The 21,963-nt window shown below is 41.0% G+C and carries 16 protein-coding genes; 6 read left to right on the top strand and 10 right to left on the bottom strand.

Going from position 1 to position 21,963, the window contains the following annotated elements; translation table 11 throughout:
* Positions 1 to 493 precede the first annotated feature (493 nt).
* The gene (locus tag LN995_RS12830; RefSeq protein ID WP_229961475.1) at positions 494 to 961 is read right to left on the bottom strand and encodes a LexA family protein; all 468 of its coding nucleotides are present in this window, start codon (positions 959 to 961) and stop codon (positions 494 to 496) included.
* Positions 962 to 1,081: 120 nt separating this feature from the next.
* Between LN995_RS12830 and LN995_RS12825 the strand changes: the two genes are divergently transcribed.
* Positions 1,082 to 1,981: a DUF4393 domain-containing protein gene (locus tag LN995_RS12825; protein WP_229961474.1), complete on the top strand. Its 900-nt coding sequence runs from the start codon at positions 1,082 to 1,084 to the stop codon at positions 1,979 to 1,981.
* Positions 1,982 to 2,198: 217 nt separating this feature from the next.
* Here LN995_RS12825 and LN995_RS12820 read toward each other — a convergent pair whose 3' ends face one another.
* Both LN995_RS12820 and LN995_RS12815 read right to left on the bottom strand, forming a co-directional pair.
* Entirely contained in the window at positions 2,199 to 5,249 is a 3,051-nt protein-coding gene (locus LN995_RS12820; protein ID WP_229961473.1) for an SBBP repeat-containing protein, read from the bottom strand.
* A 542-nt stretch (positions 5,250 to 5,791) separates the two neighbouring features.
* Positions 5,792 to 6,040, bottom strand: a complete 249-nt coding sequence (locus LN995_RS12815) for a hypothetical protein (RefSeq protein WP_229961472.1) — start codon at positions 6,038 to 6,040, stop codon at positions 5,792 to 5,794.
* A gap of 20 nt (positions 6,041 to 6,060) precedes the next feature.
* On the opposite strand from LN995_RS12815, the gene LN995_RS12810 reads away from it, so the two are divergent.
* Both LN995_RS12810 and LN995_RS12805 read left to right on the top strand, forming a co-directional pair.
* The gene (locus tag LN995_RS12810) at positions 6,061 to 7,425 is read left to right on the top strand and encodes a hypothetical protein (protein WP_229961471.1); all 1,365 of its coding nucleotides are present in this window, start codon (positions 6,061 to 6,063) and stop codon (positions 7,423 to 7,425) included.
* Positions 7,426 to 7,791: 366 nt separating this feature from the next.
* Positions 7,792 to 8,205, top strand: a complete 414-nt coding sequence (locus tag LN995_RS12805) for a BrxA/BrxB family bacilliredoxin (RefSeq protein WP_317206952.1) — start codon at positions 7,792 to 7,794, stop codon at positions 8,203 to 8,205.
* Positions 8,206 to 8,282: 77 nt separating this feature from the next.
* On the opposite strand, the gene purD is transcribed toward LN995_RS12805, so the two are convergent.
* Together purD and recQ are read right to left on the bottom strand one after the other, a co-directional pair.
* Entirely contained in the window at positions 8,283 to 9,572 is a 1,290-nt protein-coding gene (purD, locus tag LN995_RS12800) for a phosphoribosylamine--glycine ligase (protein ID WP_229961469.1), read from the bottom strand.
* 213 nt (positions 9,573 to 9,785) lie between these two features.
* Positions 9,786 to 11,966 carry a DNA helicase RecQ gene (gene recQ, locus LN995_RS12795; protein WP_229961468.1) on the bottom strand — a complete coding sequence of 727 codons (2,181 nt, stop codon included), beginning with the start codon at positions 11,964 to 11,966 and terminating at the stop codon, positions 9,786 to 9,788.
* A 65-nt stretch (positions 11,967 to 12,031) separates the two neighbouring features.
* Between recQ and LN995_RS12790 the strand changes: the two genes are divergently transcribed.
* A complete protein-coding gene (locus tag LN995_RS12790) occupies positions 12,032 to 13,003 on the top strand; it encodes a KpsF/GutQ family sugar-phosphate isomerase (protein ID WP_229961467.1) in 972 nt (323 codons plus the stop codon).
* Between the two features lie 64 nt (positions 13,004 to 13,067).
* Positions 13,068 to 14,144, top strand: coding sequence for a mannose-1-phosphate guanylyltransferase (locus tag LN995_RS12785; protein ID WP_229961466.1), 1,077 nt, complete (start codon positions 13,068 to 13,070; stop codon positions 14,142 to 14,144).
* Between the two features lie 128 nt (positions 14,145 to 14,272).
* Here the strand turns inward: LN995_RS12785 and rlmB are convergent, their stop codons facing one another.
* The 5 genes from rlmB to LN995_RS12760 all read right to left on the bottom strand — a co-directional run bounded on the left by rlmB (position 14,273) and on the right by LN995_RS12760 (position 21,499).
* On the bottom strand, positions 14,273 to 15,094 hold the full coding sequence (rlmB, locus tag LN995_RS12780; protein WP_229961465.1) for a 23S rRNA (guanosine(2251)-2'-O)-methyltransferase RlmB: 822 nt from the start codon (positions 15,092 to 15,094) through the stop codon (positions 14,273 to 14,275).
* Positions 15,067 to 16,335 carry a GWxTD domain-containing protein gene (locus LN995_RS12775; RefSeq protein ID WP_229961464.1) on the bottom strand — a complete coding sequence of 423 codons (1,269 nt, stop codon included), beginning with the start codon at positions 16,333 to 16,335 and terminating at the stop codon, positions 15,067 to 15,069. Before LN995_RS12775 ends, rlmB begins: the two co-directional genes overlap by 28 nt.
* 111 nt (positions 16,336 to 16,446) lie before the next feature.
* Positions 16,447 to 19,401: a glycosyltransferase family 117 protein gene (locus LN995_RS12770; RefSeq protein WP_229961463.1), complete on the bottom strand. Its 2,955-nt coding sequence runs from the start codon at positions 19,399 to 19,401 to the stop codon at positions 16,447 to 16,449.
* A gap of 121 nt (positions 19,402 to 19,522) precedes the next feature.
* Complete coding sequence (locus LN995_RS12765; protein ID WP_229961462.1) at positions 19,523 to 19,981, bottom strand: T9SS type A sorting domain-containing protein; 459 nt, start codon at positions 19,979 to 19,981, stop codon at positions 19,523 to 19,525.
* Positions 19,982 to 20,749: 768 nt separating this feature from the next.
* Entirely contained in the window at positions 20,750 to 21,499 is a 750-nt protein-coding gene (locus LN995_RS12760) for a biotin--[acetyl-CoA-carboxylase] ligase (RefSeq protein WP_229961461.1), read from the bottom strand.
* Positions 21,500 to 21,549: 50 nt separating this feature from the next.
* Between LN995_RS12760 and rsfS the strand changes: the two genes are divergently transcribed.
* Positions 21,550 to 21,924, top strand: a complete 375-nt coding sequence (gene rsfS, locus LN995_RS12755) for a ribosome silencing factor (RefSeq protein WP_229961460.1) — start codon at positions 21,550 to 21,552, stop codon at positions 21,922 to 21,924.
* Positions 21,925 to 21,963 lie beyond the last annotated feature (39 nt).

The raw sequence follows: 21,963 nt of genomic DNA, 5'->3' as shown, positions 1-21,963 counted from the left end.
TTCTATTTACAGGGGAGCTGACAGTAGCTGCACGCTAAGAGGCTCTTTTTATGTATTATGAGGTAATCATTCTACCCAAAATACCAAAAGTCATTACGCCCCATATCTCCATCTAAATTTTCATTGATAAGTTGCTTTAGGAAGCCATTGATAGCCTTTTTTATTCTTTTACCTCAAGCGATAAAAAATTAAACACTTGTAAGAAATAGATAAAAGTTAACCCTACACCAAGGTACCCTCTCAATTAGAAAATAGAACACATATTGCATCTCGAAAGTGGACCAGAAACAATAGTAAAGCTTATGTTTCCATATTAGCAACTGGTGGAGATAGAATAGAGAGCTTCAACTATGAGTTTTCCTAGTACTGTCACTTGGACAACTTTTATAGGGCTACCATAGTTGAAACTCATTCATTTATAGTCAGGCATAATTTTTACAACATGTATCCATAGTTCGATACTATAAAATTCAGTTTCTATTACCTTTCTCACCTACTGCACCTCTGGTTTCATAATAATAAACGTAACAATACCCCACACCTGCATACCCATCGCTTCAGTTACCTCTATAGCAGGATAGGCGGCATTGGCTGGTTCTAAGTATAACTTGCCCTCGCGTTTGCGGATAGTCTTTACAGTGAAGCTGTTGTCGAGGTAGCAGGCAGCGATGCTACCGTCTTCGGGTTCCAACAAGCGATCTATAATCAGTATAGCACCGTCTTTTATATTGGCGTCTTTCATAGACTCTCCGCGCACGCGCAACATAAAAGTTGACGTAGGATTCTTCACGAGAAATTCGTTTAGGTTAATGCGTTCGTCCAGGTAATCATCAGCCAGCGACGGAAAGCCAGCGGAGATACAGGAGGCATAGTAAGGCACCTGCATCTCATTGAAATTCTCAATTTTATAAAGTTCATGACCTTCACTTCTGTTGATACTAATAATTGGTGTTTGTTTCATAGATTAATAATTGCAAAATATTTTAGTACACAATACTAATAAATACTAATTATATTAGCAATATATTTGTCATATGAACCTTATATGATAAACTAATATCATTCAACTTACCTTATGGCTATGTTAGACAAATTTCTAGACAAGATACCAACCGATAAAATTTATGAAGAACTACTGCAACCTAGCTTTAAAAACGTTGGTGAGGCATTGGGAACTTTGTTTAGCTTGGGAAACCTGATTCTGCTCCCTCTAAAGTTCCAGGACCAGAAAGCCAGGTTACGTTTCGATGCCAACCTGAAGCGCTATGCTAAAAAGCTGGAAGAAAGTCAGGCAGAGGATATTTGTGAGGTACCTCCCTATGTTGGTTTGCCGATTATTGAGAAGTTGACGTATCTGGATCAGCAGGAGCTATCAGAGGCCTTTATCAACCTCCTGACAAAAGCCTCTACCAAAAACACGGTAAACCTGGCGCACCCTTCGTTCATCATGACGCTAAACAACCTATGCGCCGACGAAGCAAAAATTCTTTTCCACTATAAAAACACCGAAAGCATACCTCGCCTGGATCTGTATGTCCAAAAGTTAGAAGTAAAGGATACCTCTCCTATAGCTGAGTCCAGCAAAGACAATCTGGTTCCTATGTGGAACACACTTACTCCTGTAGAACAAGTTCAGACCAGAATCGCCTGGAACCTGACAGGTGTAGAGGCCTTTGTGAAATTGGATTTTCCTGAAAATGTGGACGTTTATATTGAGAACCTGGAGAAGCTTGGTATTGTGGCTCTTGAAAAGGAGGTCATTCTAAAAAAAGATTTAGAAACCTTTGAACAGCTGGAGCATAAAATCTATAAACAAAACATAGCAAAAACGGAGAAATGGGTAGATGAGCTAAACGAAAAGCACCCGGACACTAAGCACCGCCTCTTTAATAAAAAGTCATATTACTACTTTACTGAATACGGCAAAATGTTTTTGAAAGCTTGTATAAAGGAGATTGGCGAAACAAACCCTGAAGTATAATCCAGCTAGCCAACAGATGAGAGCTTCTACGGCAACAGTCTGTACTAAGATGGTACTGTTTTGGCAGGCACATCATTAAACTTTTGCGTACTCACTAATTATTGATCCAATTTTAGATTTCAACTACTTGCCTCAGCACCTAATAGTAACACAAAAGCCTGCAAGTATTAACTCACAGGCTTCTGCATATACTACACTCTTCACAAGTAACCAGAGGTTAGTTCTTAACAAACTTGAATGTATAACTACCAAGATGGCTGTTAATTTTCAGGTAATACAAGCCAGACGTTAGGCAAATGTTTCTGACATCTATGGTAAGAATGCCATTTTTGATAGTAAGCATCCGTTTAGAAAGTTCTTTGCCAAACTTGTCGTATATGATAATCTGAGCTTCAAAGTCGCTAAAATATTTTAGATATTCTGACTCCAAGTTCAGATAGTCAATCACCGGATTTGGGTAAACCTGAATAGAAAACAAGATAGGATCTTCGTCAGGAACCGCATTTCCATCACTGGCACAGCTTCCTAAAGTTGCTCCTTTTGACAGATGTGTCTCCACCGCATTTGCTGGCACACAAAGTGCTTTCTCCTTACCTGCCTTACCGGATGGGTTATAACAAAGAAGTACTTTGTTGCTTCCACAACTCACATCCACCACACTCACCTCGACTTCATCTGTAAAGGTTCTGCCTTCCGAATCGGTAACCGTTAGAGTATATACTGTGGTTATATCAGGACACACCTGGATAGATACTCCTGTTTCGCCTGTACTCCAACTGTAGGTATAGCCAGGAGTGCCACCGGAAGCAGTACTGGCCGTAAGTGTAGCACAGGCTGCTGGCTGATACCCATGGTACACCGTCTGGTCAAGTCCGGCACTTACTGTAAGTGGATCTGGTTTTGATTGGGACTCAGAGCTTCCTAATTTGGCAAAGAACCCATCTACAACACCCTCCCACACCGGTCCTGTGGTTAATGTTGTGTCACCAAAGGTTATGTAGCCTTCTTCAGTAGAAGAGCTGTTACTATATATCTGTCCTGTTATATAACTGGAACCAGCGTTATCGACTGCAAACGCTGTTGGAGAAACGGTGGAAGTCCCTCCAGCTTTTTGAATATACTCTAGTTGCCCTTGAGCATCGTATCTGGAAATAGCTAGTTGTCTATAATCATCTACTTCATAATCAAGAAACTCTTCAATATAAGGACCACCTATATAAATGTTTCTATCTTTATCTAAACCAATACCGACTCCAATATGGCTTATTTCTCTGCCCCATATCACCTGACCTGAAGCATTAAACTTAGCGATAAAATTACTTGGTATTATTTCTGTATTCCCTAAAGTGCCCGAAGCAAACGCACGGCCTACCACAAAACTATTCCCTTCACTATCTACAGTAACACTATAGGCATAATCAGCTCTTGCTGAGCCTATAATCTTTTGAGCCCAATCCACCTGACCATTCGCATTCAGTTTAACAATAAAGGCATCGTACCCCCCATTGCTAGTTAGAGTAGTACTACCAAAAGTGGCTGTATCTACAAACATTCCCACAATATAAACGTTGCCAGCCTCATCAACTGCAACATTATCTTTATAATTCGCAAAAGTTATTGAGTTTGCCGAGCCTGTAATGTTGGCCGTCCAAACCTCCTGGCCAGACGCATCATATTTCGTTATACGATTTAAGTTTGCATCACTTGACACATAACTATTCCCTTGGTTATCAACTACAAGCCTATTACTACCAGTATTGATGCTTTTTACCCAGACCCTCTGGCCCATAGGATCGAATTTTGAGAGAGCTGCTCCTGTAAGCATATAGCTATTACCTGCTTCATCTACATCAATAGCAGTCACTCTGCCTATACTGGCATCTTTTCCCCATATCATTTGCCCTGAGGCATTATATTTTACAACAGTATATTGCCCAAGATATCCCGCTAAATAGCTATTACCCTCATTATCTACTGCTATGCTTGTGCCAAGTCCATCATCTAATTTATGTGCCCACTCCCATTCCGGGGAAGGTACTTTATCTGAATCAGGTTGCGACGAAACCACTCCTCCTAACTTGGCAAAAAAAGCATCAGCAGCAGCTGGTGCCGACGACAACACAACATTATCAAAAGCTATTTCACCGGCTGCACCAAAAGTACCCGTAAATTCTCCTGTTGCATAGCTATTTCCAGCCTTGTCAACCGTAAAGGCATAAACATCTTTATCACTTTCTCCCTCTGCTTCTTGTATATAAACTAAGGTACCTGTTGGATCATACTTTACAATCAGGAGGGGGGAACTATCTCCGTAAGTACTGCCACTTGTGTTTCCGGCAAGGTAGAAGTTTCCAGTACTATCTGTCCCGATACCATCCCCTGTACTTAGGCCGTTAACAGACATAAGCAATCCTCCGGAAGCATCATATTTAATAACAAAATTTCCGCTTCCTAAGTTATTATCAACACTTGAAGCACCAAGAGAGCCTGTAATATAGATGTTGTCATTTTTGTGAATAGCAACACCTTTTGCATAATCATAATCAGGACTACCTATTTGTCGTATCCAAACCGGATTACCAGAAGTATCATATTTAGCAACAAACGCATCGGTTTCTCCTTTGCTAGTTAAAACTGAATTAGCAAAAGTAAGGGTCTTTGAGAAGCCTCCAACCAGGTAACTATTACCTGCATCATCAACAACAAGATTATTATAGCCATAAAAAGTGCTTTGAAGTCGTAGACTACGAGCCCATACTGCTTGCCCAGAATTATTATATTTTGCTATAAAATCGCTTTTTGTTGGGAAATAAGTATCGCCAATTGTAGTGCCTGCTCCTACAGAGCCTACAATGTAAATATTTCCGCTTTCATCCACAGCTATACTGTTTCCATCTCCACTGCTTACTCTTTGTGCCCATATCACTTCGCCCGCAGAGTTATACTTAGAAATGAACATACCTCCACCACTTAAAGTATAATTCCCTAATGTAGTTATACCACTAAAGTCTCCTAACAGGTAGCTGTTACCAGCTTCATCTACTACAACACCTCTGCCTATATCTCCGGCTGTATGTCCCCACAGCAACAAGCCCGAAGCATCATACTTGGCAATTGTTTTTCCGTCAAATACACCAGCCATAAAGCTGTTTCCTTCGTTATCTACGGCTACACCAAGGCCTGCGCCTTCGCCAGCATTTCTTGCCCAGGCCCAATTAGGTGCATTTCCTAAGCTTTGAGAAGAAGCATCAGCAGCATAATCTGACACAACAACTGTAGCTTTAAGTGACTTATTATTTCTTCCCCCAGAAGAATCATCACTAGGTTTACCAGAAGATGATTGAGCAAAAACAACTGGTGATGAAAAAAATAGAAGAAACAGGGAATAGATTTTCAGTAGCCTCCTGCAAGGCTGTTGAACTTTCGAGGGGTAAAATTTTCTCATTTTTATATTTGTTGGTTATGTGTTCTTTGTGCAGCAGCTATGTAATAAGAGAGATAACGAAATCTAATCTATCTATCTATGTATTTTAATACTCCTATAAGTACTAAAATAGTCATAGATAAGATTCAAAAAATTAAAATTAATTTGCAATTAAAGCACACAAAACATAAAATATTAAAGCCTAACTAATAAACTCCTCTTTGCTATGTTTAAAAAGATCATGAAGGATTGGCTGATTTTTACTTGCTTTTGAAGAAAAAACATGTTCATGTTACCAAAACAAGGCTTTAATAACTATGTTGGCTTAAAAAATCAATAAGTTACCACATCAGAAACAGGACATTGATGACCTGCCAGACACCAAACTAGTAAACAAGATTGTACCGAAGCGCCTGCACCACTAACAGCATGATTATATTTGTAAGAGTGGTCGTTTTAAAGTTCCACCAAGGCTGCATCGCCAGAAACCTGTTCAAACCATCCTTTGGCTGCTCGTGTACAGTGCAACGCTTAAATAACCTTATATTTGATTGGAAGAAGTATTTGGTTGCTTCCACCGTTCGTATAGTTCGGAAGTTGATTTTGTGGCTTTCCTGGCTACACATTTCTATCATTGTAAATTTTTTCGCCAAAAATGAAAAAAATCATCTTGCCTATTCTGGCAATTGCCATAGGTCTTGCAACTCCTGCTCTCGCACAACAGACATCCTTAACGGAAACTGCACCTGAGAGCAAGCCCATCAATGAGTTGAAGTATAACCTTACTCCAGATGGCTCTAAATATATAAAAGCCACTTTCCTGAACCAGGTGTGGCTCCGCTGGAACCAGAGTAACCGTGGAACAACTGTAAACGGTGACCTACAGGATAACACGATTGACATTGGCCTACGTCGTACCCGCATGCAACTCTTTGGACAACTGACGGATCATATATTCTTTTACACTCAGTTCGGAATGAACAACTTTAACGCTATGTCTCAGAATGCTGGTAACCGTAAGTTTCAGGTCTTCTTCCATGATGCTCTGGGTGAGTATAAAGTATTTAAAGATAATGATAAACTAAAAATAGGCGCTGGCTTAACGATAACCAGCGGATTAAGCCGATTTTCTCAGCCAAGTATAGGCACAATTATGACCACCGATGTTCCTGTGTTTTTACAGGCCACTGTAGATCAGACAGACCAGTTTGGTCGTAAGCTGAGTCTATACGCCAGAGGTCAGCTTGGCAAAGTCGACTACCGTATAGCTATGTCAGATCCGTTCCCTGTTCAGACAAACGGACAAACTGCACCTACTCTTGGAGAAAACGCCACTTTTAATACCTTCGGCCACACCAAGCAATATCAAGTTTTTTTTATATATAACTTACTGGATAAAGAACCGCACACTACTCCGTACATGGCAGGCACATATTTAGGTGAGAAGAACATCCTGAACATGGAAGGTGGATTAATATACCAAAAAGATGCTACTGCACACACTAACAATGGTGTAGACCCTATTTATGATGATATGATGTTATGGTCAGTGGCTGCTTTTGCTGATATGCCACTACAGGACAATAAATATGCCTTGTCAGCCTATACAGGTTATTTCAACACTGATTATGGCAAAAATTATATCCGCAACAACGGTATTATGAACCCTGCCAACGGCAACATTGACCCGACAAACTTTAGTGGCCCAGGAAATGCCTACCCAATGTTTGGAACTGGTGAATCAATCTACATACAAGTTGGACTTCGTTTACCTAACAATATGCTTGGCAACCAGGGTACTTTAATGCCATATGCTTCTTACCGCCGATCCAGCTATGATCGCTTAGATGATGCTGTTAATGTTTATGACGCAGGTATCAACTGGCTAATTAACAAGCATCAGTCAAAAATTTCGTTAAACTACCAGTTAAGACCAGAATTTGTTCAAACAGCTAATGGCGATGTAGTAAGTGACAAAAAGCTTAGTTCAGCCTGGATTCAGTACCAGATATACTTCTAGTAGCTTCTTCTCTTCTTTTAAAAGCCAATTATGTAACCAGAGAAGTAAACGCTTTATTTAACAAAAGGCTGGTAGCAACAAGTACTATTGGCTTTTTCACAACAAAAACAAGCTTTTCTTAAATTCATTCTTTGCGCTACAGTCAATTCACTGAGGAACCTGACACTTATTCTTTGCTATACAACACCGCTATGTAATTCCAAAGCCACTTTATCGGAACAATTTAAGCTTGCGGATACAAAGCTAAAATAAGCTCTTAACCACATAGCACAACAGCCGGTAAAGTTTCTTATATCTTTATTGACAAAGATTTGCTAATTTTGCAGATAATAATTATTTACTATTAAAAGATAGACTGTTATGGCAATGTATCCTGAATATATGGTTGCTCCAATTCGTGAAGATCTTACTTCAGCCGGATTTGAGCAGCTAATGACACCTGAAGAAGTAGAACAGGCAATTGCTTCAGAAGGAACTGTATTAGTAGCTGTAAACTCTGTATGTGGTTGCGCCGCTGCAAAAGCCCGCCCAGCCCTTAAAATGGCTGTCGCTGCCTCTGATAAGAAGCCAGCAAAACTGGTTACTGTTTTCGCAGGCATGGAGCAGGATGCGGTTGCAAAAGCTCGTGAGCACATGCTGCCTTATCCTCCATCGTCGCCTTCTATTGCTTTGTTTAAAAATGGAGAACTGGTACACATGATCGAGCGTTACCATATTGAGGGTAGTGAACTGAATCGTATTGTAGATAACCTGCAAGGCGCTTTTGAAGAATACTGCTAATTAAACAGCTCATACTTACAAACAGTAAAGGCCGGTAATTCACCGGCCTTTACTGTTTGTAAACTTTGTATAAGTAATTAGACTCCTACGTTTTTTAGGTCGAAGCCTATGTCGTGGCGATAGTATCGGTCTTGCCAGGTTATGGCTTCAGCAGCTGCATTTGCCTTAGCCAAGGCCTCATCCATTGTCTCACCAAGGGCTGTTACAGCAATCACACGCCCTCCGTTATTTACTAGCTTACCATTTACTATCTTTGTGCCAGCATGGAACACCAGCGTGTCCGGGTCTACGTTTTCAATACCAGTTATTTCTTTTCCTTTCTCAAAACCTTCCGGGTAACCTCCTGAAACAAGAAATACGGTAGTAGCAGTACGAGGATCAATCTCCAGCTTAAACTCACCCAACTTATGCTCATGTAACGCTCTGAAAAGCTCAAAAAGATCTGATTTAATACGCGGCAGGATAGCTTCTGTCTCAGGATCTCCAAGACGCACATTATACTCGATTACATATGGGTCTCCGTTAACGTTCATCAGGCCAATAAACAGGAATCCTGAATAATCTATTGCCTCTGCCTGCAAGCCTTGTAAGGTGGGTTCAATAACCTGGCTTTTTACCTTCTGCATGAATAAATCATCCACAAAAGGCACTGGCGAAACAGCCCCCATACCACCGGTATTCAGGCCGCTGTCCCCCTCTCCTATGCGCTTGTAGTCTTTAGCCTCTGGCAGCAGTACGTATTCTTTACCATCGGTTAATATAAACACAGAAACCTCTATTCCATCCAGATATTCCTCTATTACAACTTTGCTGCTAGCATTGCCAAAGCGCTTGTTGTGCAGCATATCGTCCAACGTGTCTATAGCTTCCTCAAAAGTTGGCGCAATAATAACTCCTTTCCCTGCTGCCAGGCCATCCGCCTTAATTACGGCCGGATAACTATGGTTTCGCAGGTACTCCACCGCATCCAGGTACGTTTCTTCCGTAAAAGCTTGGTAACGTGCAGTAGGTATGTTATACTTCTGCAGAAAAGCCTTACAGAAACCTTTGCTGCCTTCCAACATAGCACCTGCCTTTTTAGGACCGATAACCAATATATGTTTCAGGTACTCCGATTGCTGAAAATAGTCATGTATGCCTGCAACTAATGAATTCTCCTGCCCCACCACAATCATCATGACATTAAAATCAGCAGCAAACTTGCCGAGTTCTTCAAAGTTATGGATGTCAATGCAGGCGTCTGTTCCAAACATTTCTGTTCCGGCATTACCCGGTGCCACAAAAATCTGTTCACAGTATTCACTTTGGCTTAGCTTTAAGGCAATAGCGTGTTCACGTGCACCAGATCCTATTATGAGTACGTTCATATTCTACAGTTATCAGAGAAAAAATATCGGTTTCCAGACTTATAACAGATGTTAATATTTGTCAGCATTCGTTATGTTGCGAATTTACTATTTTTCGCGGATGCTTTATTTATACTTGCTGATTTTTCGTAATGAACAAGAGAGGCTGGCACTTTAACAGCACCAGCCTCTCTTGTTCATTACGAAATAACTTTACTTTAACCATTGCCCCTGCTAGTTTGCGTACTCAGACAGGAACTTGATGCGCATTAGGCGTATATCCTCCTCGGTATAATCATCTGTCCCCAACTCCTTTAAGGCAACACTAATATTATCGGTGTTAGAATTCATGAAATAATCGTACACCTCTTCCTGACGATCCTGATCCAGAATACTGTTAATATAATAGTTCAGGTTAAGCTTGGTACCTGAGTAGCAGATATGCTCAATTTCTGAAATTAACTCCTGTATTGTAAGGTCTTTAGAAGAGGCTATTTCCTCCAGGTCGACCTTCTTATCAATCTGCTGAATAATATATATCTTAATTTTAGATTTATTGACAGTTGTTTTTACGACAACATCAGCTGCCGTAACAATATCATTCTCATCTACATATTTAGTGATCAGGTCCAGGAATGGCTTTCCGAACTTCTGTACTTTACCCATACCTACACCAGCAATATGCGCGAGGTCTTCTTTGGTAGTAGGGTAAACAGTAGCCATTTCCTTTAAAGAAGGGTCCTGAAACAACACGTATGGAGGCAGGCCTTTTTCTTTTGCCAGCTTTTTACGCAAGTTCTTCAGTAAGTCGAACAATACTTCGTCATGACCTGCTGAGGCTTGATTTTCTTCTTTTTCCTCGTCCTCTTTTACTTCCTGCTCATAGTTATGATCTTTGGTTAGCTGAACGTCATAAGGGTTTTCTATAAAGTCACGTCCTTTCTGGGTTAGCCTTACCACGCCAATATTCTCAATATCTTTCTCTAAGAACTCCGAAAGCATAATTTGCCGAACTACAGAGCTCCAGAACTGTGCATCATGCTCTTTACCGGCTCCAAAAGTATCCAGCTTATCATGATCATAACTTGAGATATATTGGTTCTTTAAACCAGTAAGTAAGGCAGTAATATGATCAATGCCAAAACGCTCATCGGTCTGTTGAACGGCTTTAAGAGCTAACACAACTTCTTCTTTCGCCTCAAAACGCTCTTTAGGGTGCAGGCAGTTATCGCAGAAACCACAGTCTTTCTCGTAAATCTCTCCGAAATAGTGCAGCAACTGCTTACGGCGGCAAACAGCTGAATCGGCATAGGCAGCCATTTCCTGCAGTAACAGCTTAGAATTATCGCGTTCGGTTACAGGCTTGTCTTTGTTAAATTTCTCCAGCTTTAGAATATCATCGTAGCTGTAGAACATAAGGCAATTGCCTTCCATACCATCACGACCGGCACGACCGGTTTCCTGATAGTAACCTTCTATAGACTTAGGTGTATCGTAGTGAATCACGAAGCGCACATCTGGCTTATCGATTCCCATGCCAAAGGCAATAGTGGCCACAATTACATCTGCTTCTTCATTCAGGAAAGCATCCTGATTAGCCATACGTACGCTGGCATCCAGACCTGCATGGTAAGGCAGTGCTTTTACATCGTTTACCCTCAGCAGCTCAGCTATCTCTTCTACCTTCTTGCGGCTCAGGCAATATATAATACCACTCTTACCTTTGTTTTTCTTTACATACTGAATTACCTGCTTCTTGGTGTTGTGCTTAGGGCGCACTTCGTAGTACAGATTCGTACGGTTAAAAGACGACTTAAACACAGAGGCTTCATCCATCTGCAGGTTACGCTGAATATCCAGTTGTACCTTAGGCGTAGCTGTAGCTGTAAGCGCAATAATAGGGAGGTTTCCGATCTGATCTATAATACCCCGGATGCGACGGTACTCAGGGCGGAAATCATGCCCCCACTCTGAAATACAGTGGGCTTCATCTATCGCCACAAAAGAAATGTCTGAGTTTCTCAAAAACTCTACTGTTTCCTCTTTTGTAAGCGACTCAGGTGCCACATAAAGTAGCTTCACTTCCCCGGCCAGTGTTTCTTTCTTTACTTTATTTATTTCAGCTTTAGACAACGTAGAGTTCAGAAAGTGTGCATTTACACCGAAAGCGTTAAGCTGGTCAACCTGGTTCTTCATGAGGGCAATAAGCGGCGAAATAACAATAGCCGTGCCCGGAAGCGAAAGAGCAGGTAATTGGTAACATAAAGACTTGCCCGCACCTGTTGGCATAATCACAAAAGTATTCTTGCCATTGATAATGTTGTTTATTATCAACTCCTGATTACCTCTAAATTGATTATACCCAAAAACTTCCTTTAATTTGTTTTTGAGATTTACCTCTTGTTTAAGTGACATGTAATTCTTGCAAAAATTAGTCTTGTTGCAACGTACGTTTCACAGTACATTAATACAAATTTACTTTGAATCTAGTTAATAATATAATACAAACTGCAAAAAAAGTCTTGAAAGATGAAGCTGATGCTATCGCCAGACTTGCTGATTTTATCGACGAAAGTTTTAAAAGCTGCGTTGAATCTATTTTGCAGATTAAGGGGCGTGTAGTGGTTACAGGCGTTGGAAAGAGTGCGAACATAGCTACAAAAATAGTGGCCACCCTTAACTCTACCGGTACTCCTGCACTGTTCATGCACGCTGCCGATGCTATTCATGGCGACTTAGGCATGATTCAGCCTGAAGATTTTGTGGTTTGTATTTCTAAAAGTGGTAATACTCCGGAAGTAAAAGTGCTGGTTCCACTACTTAAGCGCAAAGGCACAAGGCTAGCTGCTCTTGTATCCAACACAGATTCCTACTTAGCCCAACACGCGGATTTTGTTCTGAACGCTTTTGTAGAGCGCGAAGCTTGCCCCAATAATCTTGCTCCTACTACCAGCACTACTGCTGCACTGGCTCTTGGTGATGCCTTGGCTGTGTGCCTGCTCGAAGCCCGGGGCTTTAGCAGTTCAGACTTTGCCGTTTTACACCCGGGGGGCTCTCTGGGCAAGCGGCTTTATCTGAAAGTTGATGATATTTATGGCCAGAATGAAGCTCCTTGTGTCAATAAAAGCGCTACTTTGAAAGAAATTATAATTGAAATTTCTTCTAAAAGACTGGGAGCCACAGCTGTAGTAAGTGACGACTCAAAGGATTTGATAGGTATTATAACTGATGGTGATTTACGCCGTATGCTGAACAAATATGACTCAACAGAAGGCATACAAGCGTTAAATATTATGACTCCTTCTCCTTTGACTATTGAAACGGACGAATATGCCGTAGAAGCGCTGGCACTTATGCAGGAAAGAAGCATTACACAGCTCATAGTCACAAAGTCTGGCAGGTACAAAGGTTTTGTACACCTGCATGATTTACTTAAAGAAGGACTTGTATAAGCATTTGATTAACGCTATATTGCTCTAGATTAAATACTACTTATATAAGCTTTGAACAAGCACTATGGATCAAAACACCTATGTGGTGATAATGGCCGGTGGAATTGGTAGCCGATTCTGGCCATTTAGCCGAACAAATTACCCTAAACAGTTCCACGATGTATTGGGAATAGGCGAAAGCATGCTGCAAATGACGGCAAACCGCTTTAAGAACATTTGCCCTCCCGAAAACATCTTTGTGGTTACAAATAAGGACTATGAAAGTCTGGTAAAAGAGCAGCTCCCACAGCTTAAAGACAATCAAATTTTACTAGAGCCTATCGGGCGTAATACTGCTCCTTGTATTGCTTACGCCTCTTATAAAATATCACAGCTTAACCCGGATGCTAATTTAGTGGTTACACCTTCTGACCATGTGGTTCTGAAAGAAGATGTTTTTACTAATGTTATAACAGAAGCCGTTGAAGCTGCTGCAAAAGACGATGTCCTGATTACGTTAGGTATTACGCCTAGCCGTCCTGATACTGGTTATGGATATATTCAATATATTGATGACCCGTCACAAAACTTAAAGAAAGTTAAGACTTTTACAGAAAAGCCTAACCTTGAACTGGCACAAATGTTCCTGGATAGCGGGGAATTTGTCTGGAACTCAGGTATTTTTATATGGAACGCACAAAGTATTATCAGAGCTTTCAGACAGTACTTACCTGAAATATCTGAAGTATTTGAAGAAGGGAGTACCAGCTTTAACACACTCTCCGAAAAAGACTTCATCTCTAATGCCTACTCTCATTGTGGTAACATTTCCATCGACTATGGCATTATGGAAAAAGTTGATAACGTGTATGTACTCCTGAGCGATATAGGATGGTCTGACCTTGGCACCTGGAAGTCTCTTTACACAATAAGCCAGAAAGATGAGAACCAAAATGTGGTGGATGGACAGGCCATTTTGTACGATACTAAAGACTGTATTATTAAAACCCCGAAAAACAGGCTTGTTGTTGCCCAAGGCTTAGAAGACTATATCATAGCTGAATATGATAATGTGTTGATGATCTGTAAGAAAGACGAAGAGCAGAAAGTAAAGGAATTTATGGCTGATGCTAAAGCATCAAAAGGAGCAAATTACATTTAAGCGACTAAATTATAACTACTAAAAGGACAAGAGAAGAAAATTCTATAAGTAAAGTTTCTTCTCTTGTCCTTTATTTTTTTCTACCTAGTAACAACAGCTTTATTGACTAAGCTATATAGAGACGAGTGCTAACTAGCAGCATTTTCTTCACGTAAACGTTGGCTCATGGCCTCATAAAGAATAATACCTGTAGCAACAGATACATTCAAAGAACCGATCTGCCCCATAAGCGGAATGCGTAAACGTGCATCTGCACGCTTCAGGTATTCCGGTGAAATACCATCTTCTTCACTGCCCATAACTATAGCCGTAGGACCTACCATATCCACTTTGTTATCTATCAGGTTCTGATCTGTTTTCTCCGTACAGGCAACAATTTGTATACCGGAGTTTTTCAGATAATCTACAGTATCCTTTAAATTAGGTTCACGACACACAGGCACCAGGTGTAAGGCTCCGGCCGATGTTTTAATGGCATCGGCATTGATTTGTGCTCCGCCACGGCTTGGTATAACGATAGCATCAACACCCAAACATTCCGCGTTACGGGCTATAGAACCAAAGTTCCGGACATCGGTTACTCTGTCTAGTATAAGTAACAACGGGTTTTTACCTTTTTCAAAAATAGACGTTACAATTTCTTCTAAAGGAGAATAGGTTATAGCAGAAATGAAAGCAACTGCACCCTGGTGGTTCTTACGTGTCAGCTTATTCAGCTTTTCTACAGGAACGGTTGCCACAGGCACATCAGCTTTCTTTGCTAGGTCCAACAGCTCGTCTACTGTGGGGTTCCGAGCCGTCTTCTGCAGAAAAACTTTCTCCAGCACTTTTCCGGCTAACATGGCCTCTATAATAGGCCTTAAGCCGAAAATCATTTCCAGGTTATCTTCCTTGGGTTTTCTTGGTCCGCTATAGCGGTTACCTACATGTCTGTTATTCCTGCTCTCCATTTTGCAACTGTGCTGTACCAATTCTCCTCATATTCTCGGCGACGGACCAGCTCATAGTGATTTTCAGTAAAGTTATTCTCTTTTTTTGTAAAAACGAACTTGACATACGGCGATGTCTCCGACTCACGATAAATCCAAGCTTCATTGGGCCCTACCCGGCTGATATCATTTGGCCTGCCATAGATGATGTAGATCATACCTTTATCGGTAGCCCAGCCTGCTTTATGAGAAGTAAACTGCCTGTTTGCTGTTTCCACACGGCTGTAAAAAGTCCGGATAATGCCTCTTGCTATACTCTCATTATCAGCAATTTTAAGCCAGAAATTATCTATGGCCTCCTTTGTATCTTTAGCATTATATAATGCTTCACGCTCCGCTGAAGTTGTCAGGTAAATAAGCGGTTGTAGCATTTCGTCCGACATGGTAACTAAAGGGTAAGACCATTTCTTAACTAATATGCTTTTTGAGTAACTGGCGTTAGGGTCAATCAGGTACACACCCTCTCTGTCAAAGGTTATTGTATCGTTAGACGGGAAGCTAAGGATGTCGGAAACAGCAAGCGTTCGTGGTCCAGGTTCCTGACGCATAGACATAGGAGGCAGCGCCGGAGCAAAATCAGTATCAAAGAAATGAACTGTCAGGCTTTCCTGTACAGAATCTGATTGCGCACCATAGTGCCGCACCAACAGTTTATCGTTTACTGTGACATAGTTATTAATAAGAGGCTGTTCGCTATCAGCCATCACTACTAAATAATCTTTCTCAAGCATGGCAGATGTAAGCAGCAGGTTAAATTTTGTGCCCATTCGCTCCTGCCCTGCAAAGCGCTGCCATATGCGCATAGAGATCATGTTGGGCTCCTGAACTACCTGTTTTGGTAAAGCCAAGTTCACAAACAACCCGCCATCTGCCCCTCTTGCAGCCCAATTTGTTACTCCTAACGAATCACTCCATACAGGTGTAGCACTGGCTGCACTACCAGGCTTAACATCGTATTCCAAAGCAAAGGCTGTTTGCTGTACGTCTACGACCTTTTGCACGTCTTCAAACTTTAAAATCAGGTATAGACTATCTCCTGATGCGTAGAAACTATACTGCATCGTTATTTCAGGAGTAACTGGCCGCACTACCACCGGCCTCCGATTAGCTCTTCTTGAGTATGATGGCACATTACTTCCGCCTCCACCACAGGAAGTCAATAGCAAAAGCAGGGCAAAGCCCAGAATGATGTAACGACTCATTAGCAACAGGAATACATTTACAACAAGTTAACAAGAGCAATAGAAAAACAAAAGAGCTGAACTGCTTTCCAAAGCGATTCAGCTCTTTTACTAAGTATTTCCAGAATAGGTTTAGCGGCGCATGCGTTGCAGGTACTGCATAAACTGCTGTTGCAGCTGCATTGCCCTTTCCTGCTTCCCTATTGCTTCCGCCTCACTTATTAACTGCTGCAGCATTACCATGTTTGTCTGTATCTCCATATCAAACAAGGAGCCTTTTGTAAAGTAATAGTCTAAGGCTTGCTGCGATTCTTTTGCTATGTCTTCCAGTAATTCATTTGCACGCTGCTGTTCTCCTACTGCAGCAAAAAGTGAAACATACTGTGGAGAGTAATAATCGTAAGGCACTGTACTTGCCGGAAAAACATTAAAGCTACGCTCAATTATCTCTTTTGCTCTGGCAATGTCTCCTTCCTTTAAATATGCTGACGCCAGCTGAGCAAACTTATCACGTGCATTAGCTGAGAAACGATAATAGTTCTCGTCATAGAAAATATCAGGATTATCGAAGTTTCGGAAGCTGAACTTATTCATCATGTTCTCATACATCAGCTCCTTATTTACATAACCCTGCGCATTTTCATCAGCGGTTTTAACAGGCACAACTCGGTAAGCCAGTCCTTCTAACTGAAAGTAATTAGAAAGACCTATAAAATCTGCACTGTTTACGGTAGAAGAGAAGTATATCGGACGGTTCCAATTATTGGTGCTTAACAAGTCTAGCATAATCAGGTGCTTCTTCTCCAGTATAGACTTGTTTATCGTCCACTGCATGCGGTTAGTTATGTCGCCTTGCTTTTCTGCAGGCACAAACCCTAACTGCTGCACTTTATTTTTATCGACATTGAGGAAGAAGTTTTTAGTAGGGAAAGTAATAAGAGTTGTACCAGCGCCATACTGCACCTGAAGGGCAGGATGATTCTGTTCTACAAGGCTTATGAACTGCTTCAGGTCTATACCTGCTGCTACCTGTGCTCTCTCTACATATGGCAGGTAATCATTCTTACCTTGACGGTAATCTTCATTCTCTAATATTAATGGCCAAGGCTCAGACTTATAGGACTGGCGCTTCATCTGATCAATATACCAATCGGTGTTCAGATAGCTGAGTACAGCCACCCGTACATCTGTTCTGTAGCCTTCCACTTCCTGAGCATACCATAAAGGGAAAGTATCGTTATCTCCGTTTGTAAACAAAATAGCATTAGGTGCGCAGGAGTCCAGCAGGTTCTTAGCTGAGTCTACAGATTGATAACGATCAGACCGGTCATGGTCGTCCCAGCCTTCTGCAGCCATAATAGTCGGAGCAGCTAAGCATATAACTGTAGCCAAAGCCGCACGGGCAGTACCATTCTTCAGTGCTTTTCCTAACAAATCTGCCAAGCCTAATACACCAAGACCAATCCAGATACTGAAGGCATAGAATGAACCGGCAAAGGTATAGTCCCGTTCCCGTGGCTCAACCGGAGGTTGGTTCAGGTATAGAGCAATGGCTATTCCTGTAAAGAAGAACAACAGCCCGATTACGAAAGCATCGCGCTCATTTTTCCTGACCTGATAAATCAGACCCAGAATACCTATCACAAGAGGCAATAAGTAAAAACAGTTGCGGGCCTGGCTTTCCGCCACACGATCCGGAAGACTTGTTTCTCCTTTACCGAACCACAACACACCAGCATTTTGCACGTCACTTTCACGACCTGCAAAATTCCACAGAAAGTAGCGCCAGTACATGTGCCCTAGCTGATAACGTAACAAGAAGCTGAGATTTTGCCCGAAGGTAGGCATTTGCCCTTCCTGCAGATCTACCCATTTCTTATATTCCTGTATGTGCTGTGGCTGATCGCTATAAATACGAGGCAGCAATGTTTTGTCTTTGCTATCATAAATTGGCTCTACTTTAGGAGAGGTAGCAATGTATTTATCCTTGCCTTTTATATAACGGGGAGATCCTTCTTCCTGGTCAACTGGCTGCGCATTATACTGCGGCCCGTACAGCAAAGGTCGATCACCATACTGTTCCCGCTTCAGATACGCCACAAAGCTTAGAATATCATCCGGGTCATTCTCATCTATTGTCGGGTCGTAGGAAGACCGAATCGGTATCATCATGTAAGATGAGTATCCAATCAGAACAAATATAAAGCAAAGTAAGGCTGTATTCAGTATCTGGTTATTATGCTTGATAGAATATTGAATACCAACCACTATTGCTGCTACCAACAGCACAACAAACACAATAATACCTGAGCCGAAGGGCAGGCCAAGAGAGTTCACAAAAAACACCTCTACATTACCGGCCAAAGATGGCAAGCCTGGTATAACACCCCAAAGTATAGCCATTACAATAATGGCACTAATTATAAATGCTATCACCCCACCCCAGAAAGTAGGTTTATACAGGCGGAAAAAATAAATAAAAGCAATGGCAGGTATAGCAACAAGGTTCAGCAAGTGAACACCTATAGATAAACCAATTAAATATGCAATCAGGATAAGCCACTTATCAGAGTAAGCATGCCCAACTTTAGATTCCCATCTTAATATTGCCCAGAAAACAATGGCCGTAAAAAAAGAAGACATAGCATATACTTCAGCCTCTACTGCAGAAAACCATGCGGAATCGGAGAAAGTATAAGCCAATGCTCCAACCACACCGCTACCCATAATCAACAGGGTTCTGCCTTCTGTAGGCTCCTCTCCTGCCTTTACCAGCAGCCTACGGGCCAGTATGGTTATAGTCCAGAAAAGGAACAGCACTGTTAATGCGCTGCAAAGGGCAGATAATACGTTTACCCACCAGGCAACCTGGGTTACATCACCCGAAAAAAGAGAAAATATGCGCCCAATAATAAGATAAAGAGGGGCTCCGGGCGGGTGCGGCACTAAAAGCTTGTATGAACAGGCTATAAACTCTCCTGCATCCCAAAAACTGGCAGTTGGTTCCAACGTGAGCACATACACTGCAGTCGCAATTATGAACACGACCCAACCCACGATATTATTTATCTTCCGATAATCCGTCATAACTATTATTGATTCAGCCCCGAAAATAATAAATAATGTAAAGCGGCTGTCTAATTTTATGAGATAATAATAAAAAAGCCGACCATTAGGCCGGCTTTTCACTTTAAATTAAATAAAAAGTTTACTTCTGAAGTACAAGTCGTTTGGTCTCAACTGTTTTATCATTCACCAAAAGGCTATAGAAATATATTCCTGACGGTAAGCTTCGCATATCCAAATCGACAGCAGTAGACTCATAGTTAGATACCTCTTGCGTATAAACTACTCTACCTATCGTATTAGACACACGAATCTTATAATTATCATTGCCCGGAAGCTTTAACGACAACTTGGTTATACCACGCGATGGATTAGGATAAGCATTTATAGAAGGTGACTTTATCTCGTTACCAGGGGCAAAAGCCGCCATAGAAACTGTCGTATACATACTTTTGCCAGTACTGCTGCTCTCCTTTACATGGAAAACCTGGCTTACAGCAGACGCATAAATTTTAGAACAGGTATGTTCTGCGTCGTTCGCAACAAAAGCAGGACGTGAATTTTGAGCAGATAAAGACAGTGGTGAATTATTATCCAACATTAATTTCCATAATGTTGATCCACCTTTATATACAGGAGCGACACCCTTTTTATCTTCACGGTTAATTTTGTTGCTATGAACATCAGCAGCAAAACCAAGAAATTGCGAACATAAGAGCGTAGCAACTAAAAACAGCTTTGTAAAATTTTTCATATTTAGTGCCTCTTTTCTAAGCTAAACTACACTTTTTTCATCTATCAAAGATAGACAAAAAGCAGTAATTGTAAATATTATTTATATAAAATTAATATTTTTTGCGTTATAGCTGTTCGGTAACTACTCACTTACCTACTAAGTAAAGTTATTCAAGGCTTTCAATAGCAATTTCTGTGCCGTATACACCCGCTTATAAAAGATATTTTATAAACTTTATATTTAGAGAATTTCAAGCATGATGCACTTCACGGCTACTTTGTTCAATTAAACCCTTTTTAAACTTCCTTTTAAGCAAAAGCACTTTAAAAACACCTCCAGATATTAAGCTTAGACCCTATATAGCATACAAACAGTTGTGTTTGCACTGAAAAAGATTAAAAAATGATTTATTATTGATCATCCGGTTACAAGAGGAATTATACTTTATTAAGAATTATCAGTGTAAAAGTAAATATAGAAGATAATGTGTTTAAAGTACAACCCCATACAAGTAAACATTTTCAACACACTTTCACTAAAGAATAAACGACAGGCTTACTTACAGACTATCCAAATTTCTTAAACAAAATACAGCTTATAGTTTCATGAATGGGGAAACAGCCACAAGCAGAGCTAAATAATATAAGCTATTTCCTTAAAAGAAAAATACCGTAGTCCCTTATTTATCTCTAAGGCTAAGCGCCCGTCTTCGGCAACACCCAAAATTTGCCCTTGCACTTTATGACCATCAACCATAAAAAAATGCTGTTCCTGGTAACGGAAAAGCACCTGTAGGTACTCATACTTCAACTTCGCAACTTTACCGCTTCGTAACTCCAGGTAACGTTTTTCCAGCAACTCAAGCAGCCTTTTTATAAGTACATCCACATCAAGGTTATGCCCCAGGGCAAGAGCCAAAGAAGTAGCTGTATTATTTTTAAACACTAACTGGTTCACATTTAAACCAATACCAACAATACTGTGTTGTAAAGAATAGCTATTTATGGTATTTTCTATCAGAATTCCTCCAAGTTTCTTATCTTCAAAGTACAAATCGTTTGGCCACTTTACTTGTGCCTGTTTTAAGCCCTGCTCATGTAGTAAGTCTAGAACACCCAGGGAAACAGCCATATTGAGATGAAACTGGTATCTGACAGGCAGGAATGATGGTGACAGAATAACAGATAGCGTAATATTTTTTCCCGGTTCAGCCTCCCAGGAGTTGCCTCGCTGGCCTCTCCCGCGGGTTTGTTTAGCCGTTACTATGGTACAACCCTCTGTGGCCTCATTTTTGTTAAGTAGCTGTTGAGCCTCAGAGTTAGTGGATTCACAAACTGGCAGAAAAATTTGCTGCTGGCCCATAAACAGCGTATCAGGCATCATATAATTTAAACAGAATTAGTACTTTTGTACATCAAAATTAAGTAACACAAATGAAAGAAACTAAGGTTGAAGCTAACTCAGACATATTGGCAGATTACGTTATAAAAGGTATGCAGGAGAGGAAAGCCACTGATATTGTCGTTATTAACCTTAAATCGCTTAAAAACGCCGTATCTGATTACTTCGTAATAGCGTCTGCAAACTCCGACACACAACTTGACGCCATCGCAACTTCCATTGAGGAAGAAGTGTTCAAGGCAACACAGCAAAATCCGTGGCAAAGTGAAGGCCGCACCAATAAGGAGTGGGTTTTGTTAGATTATGTAGACGTAGTAGCGCATATCTTTTTGAAAGACAAACGTGAGTTTTATGCATTGGAAGAACTTTGGGGCGATGCCAGCATAAAACACATAGAATCTGTCTAACTTAATTTCGGTTTCCCGTAAACTTAGGGGCACCGCTAT

This window comes from Pontibacter silvestris, assembly GCF_020907275.1.
Classification (GTDB): Bacteria; Bacteroidota; Bacteroidia; order Cytophagales; family Hymenobacteraceae; genus Pontibacter; species Pontibacter silvestris.
Note: the sequence above shows the minus strand (reverse complement) of the source record. Positions and strands in the feature narration are given on the sequence as shown.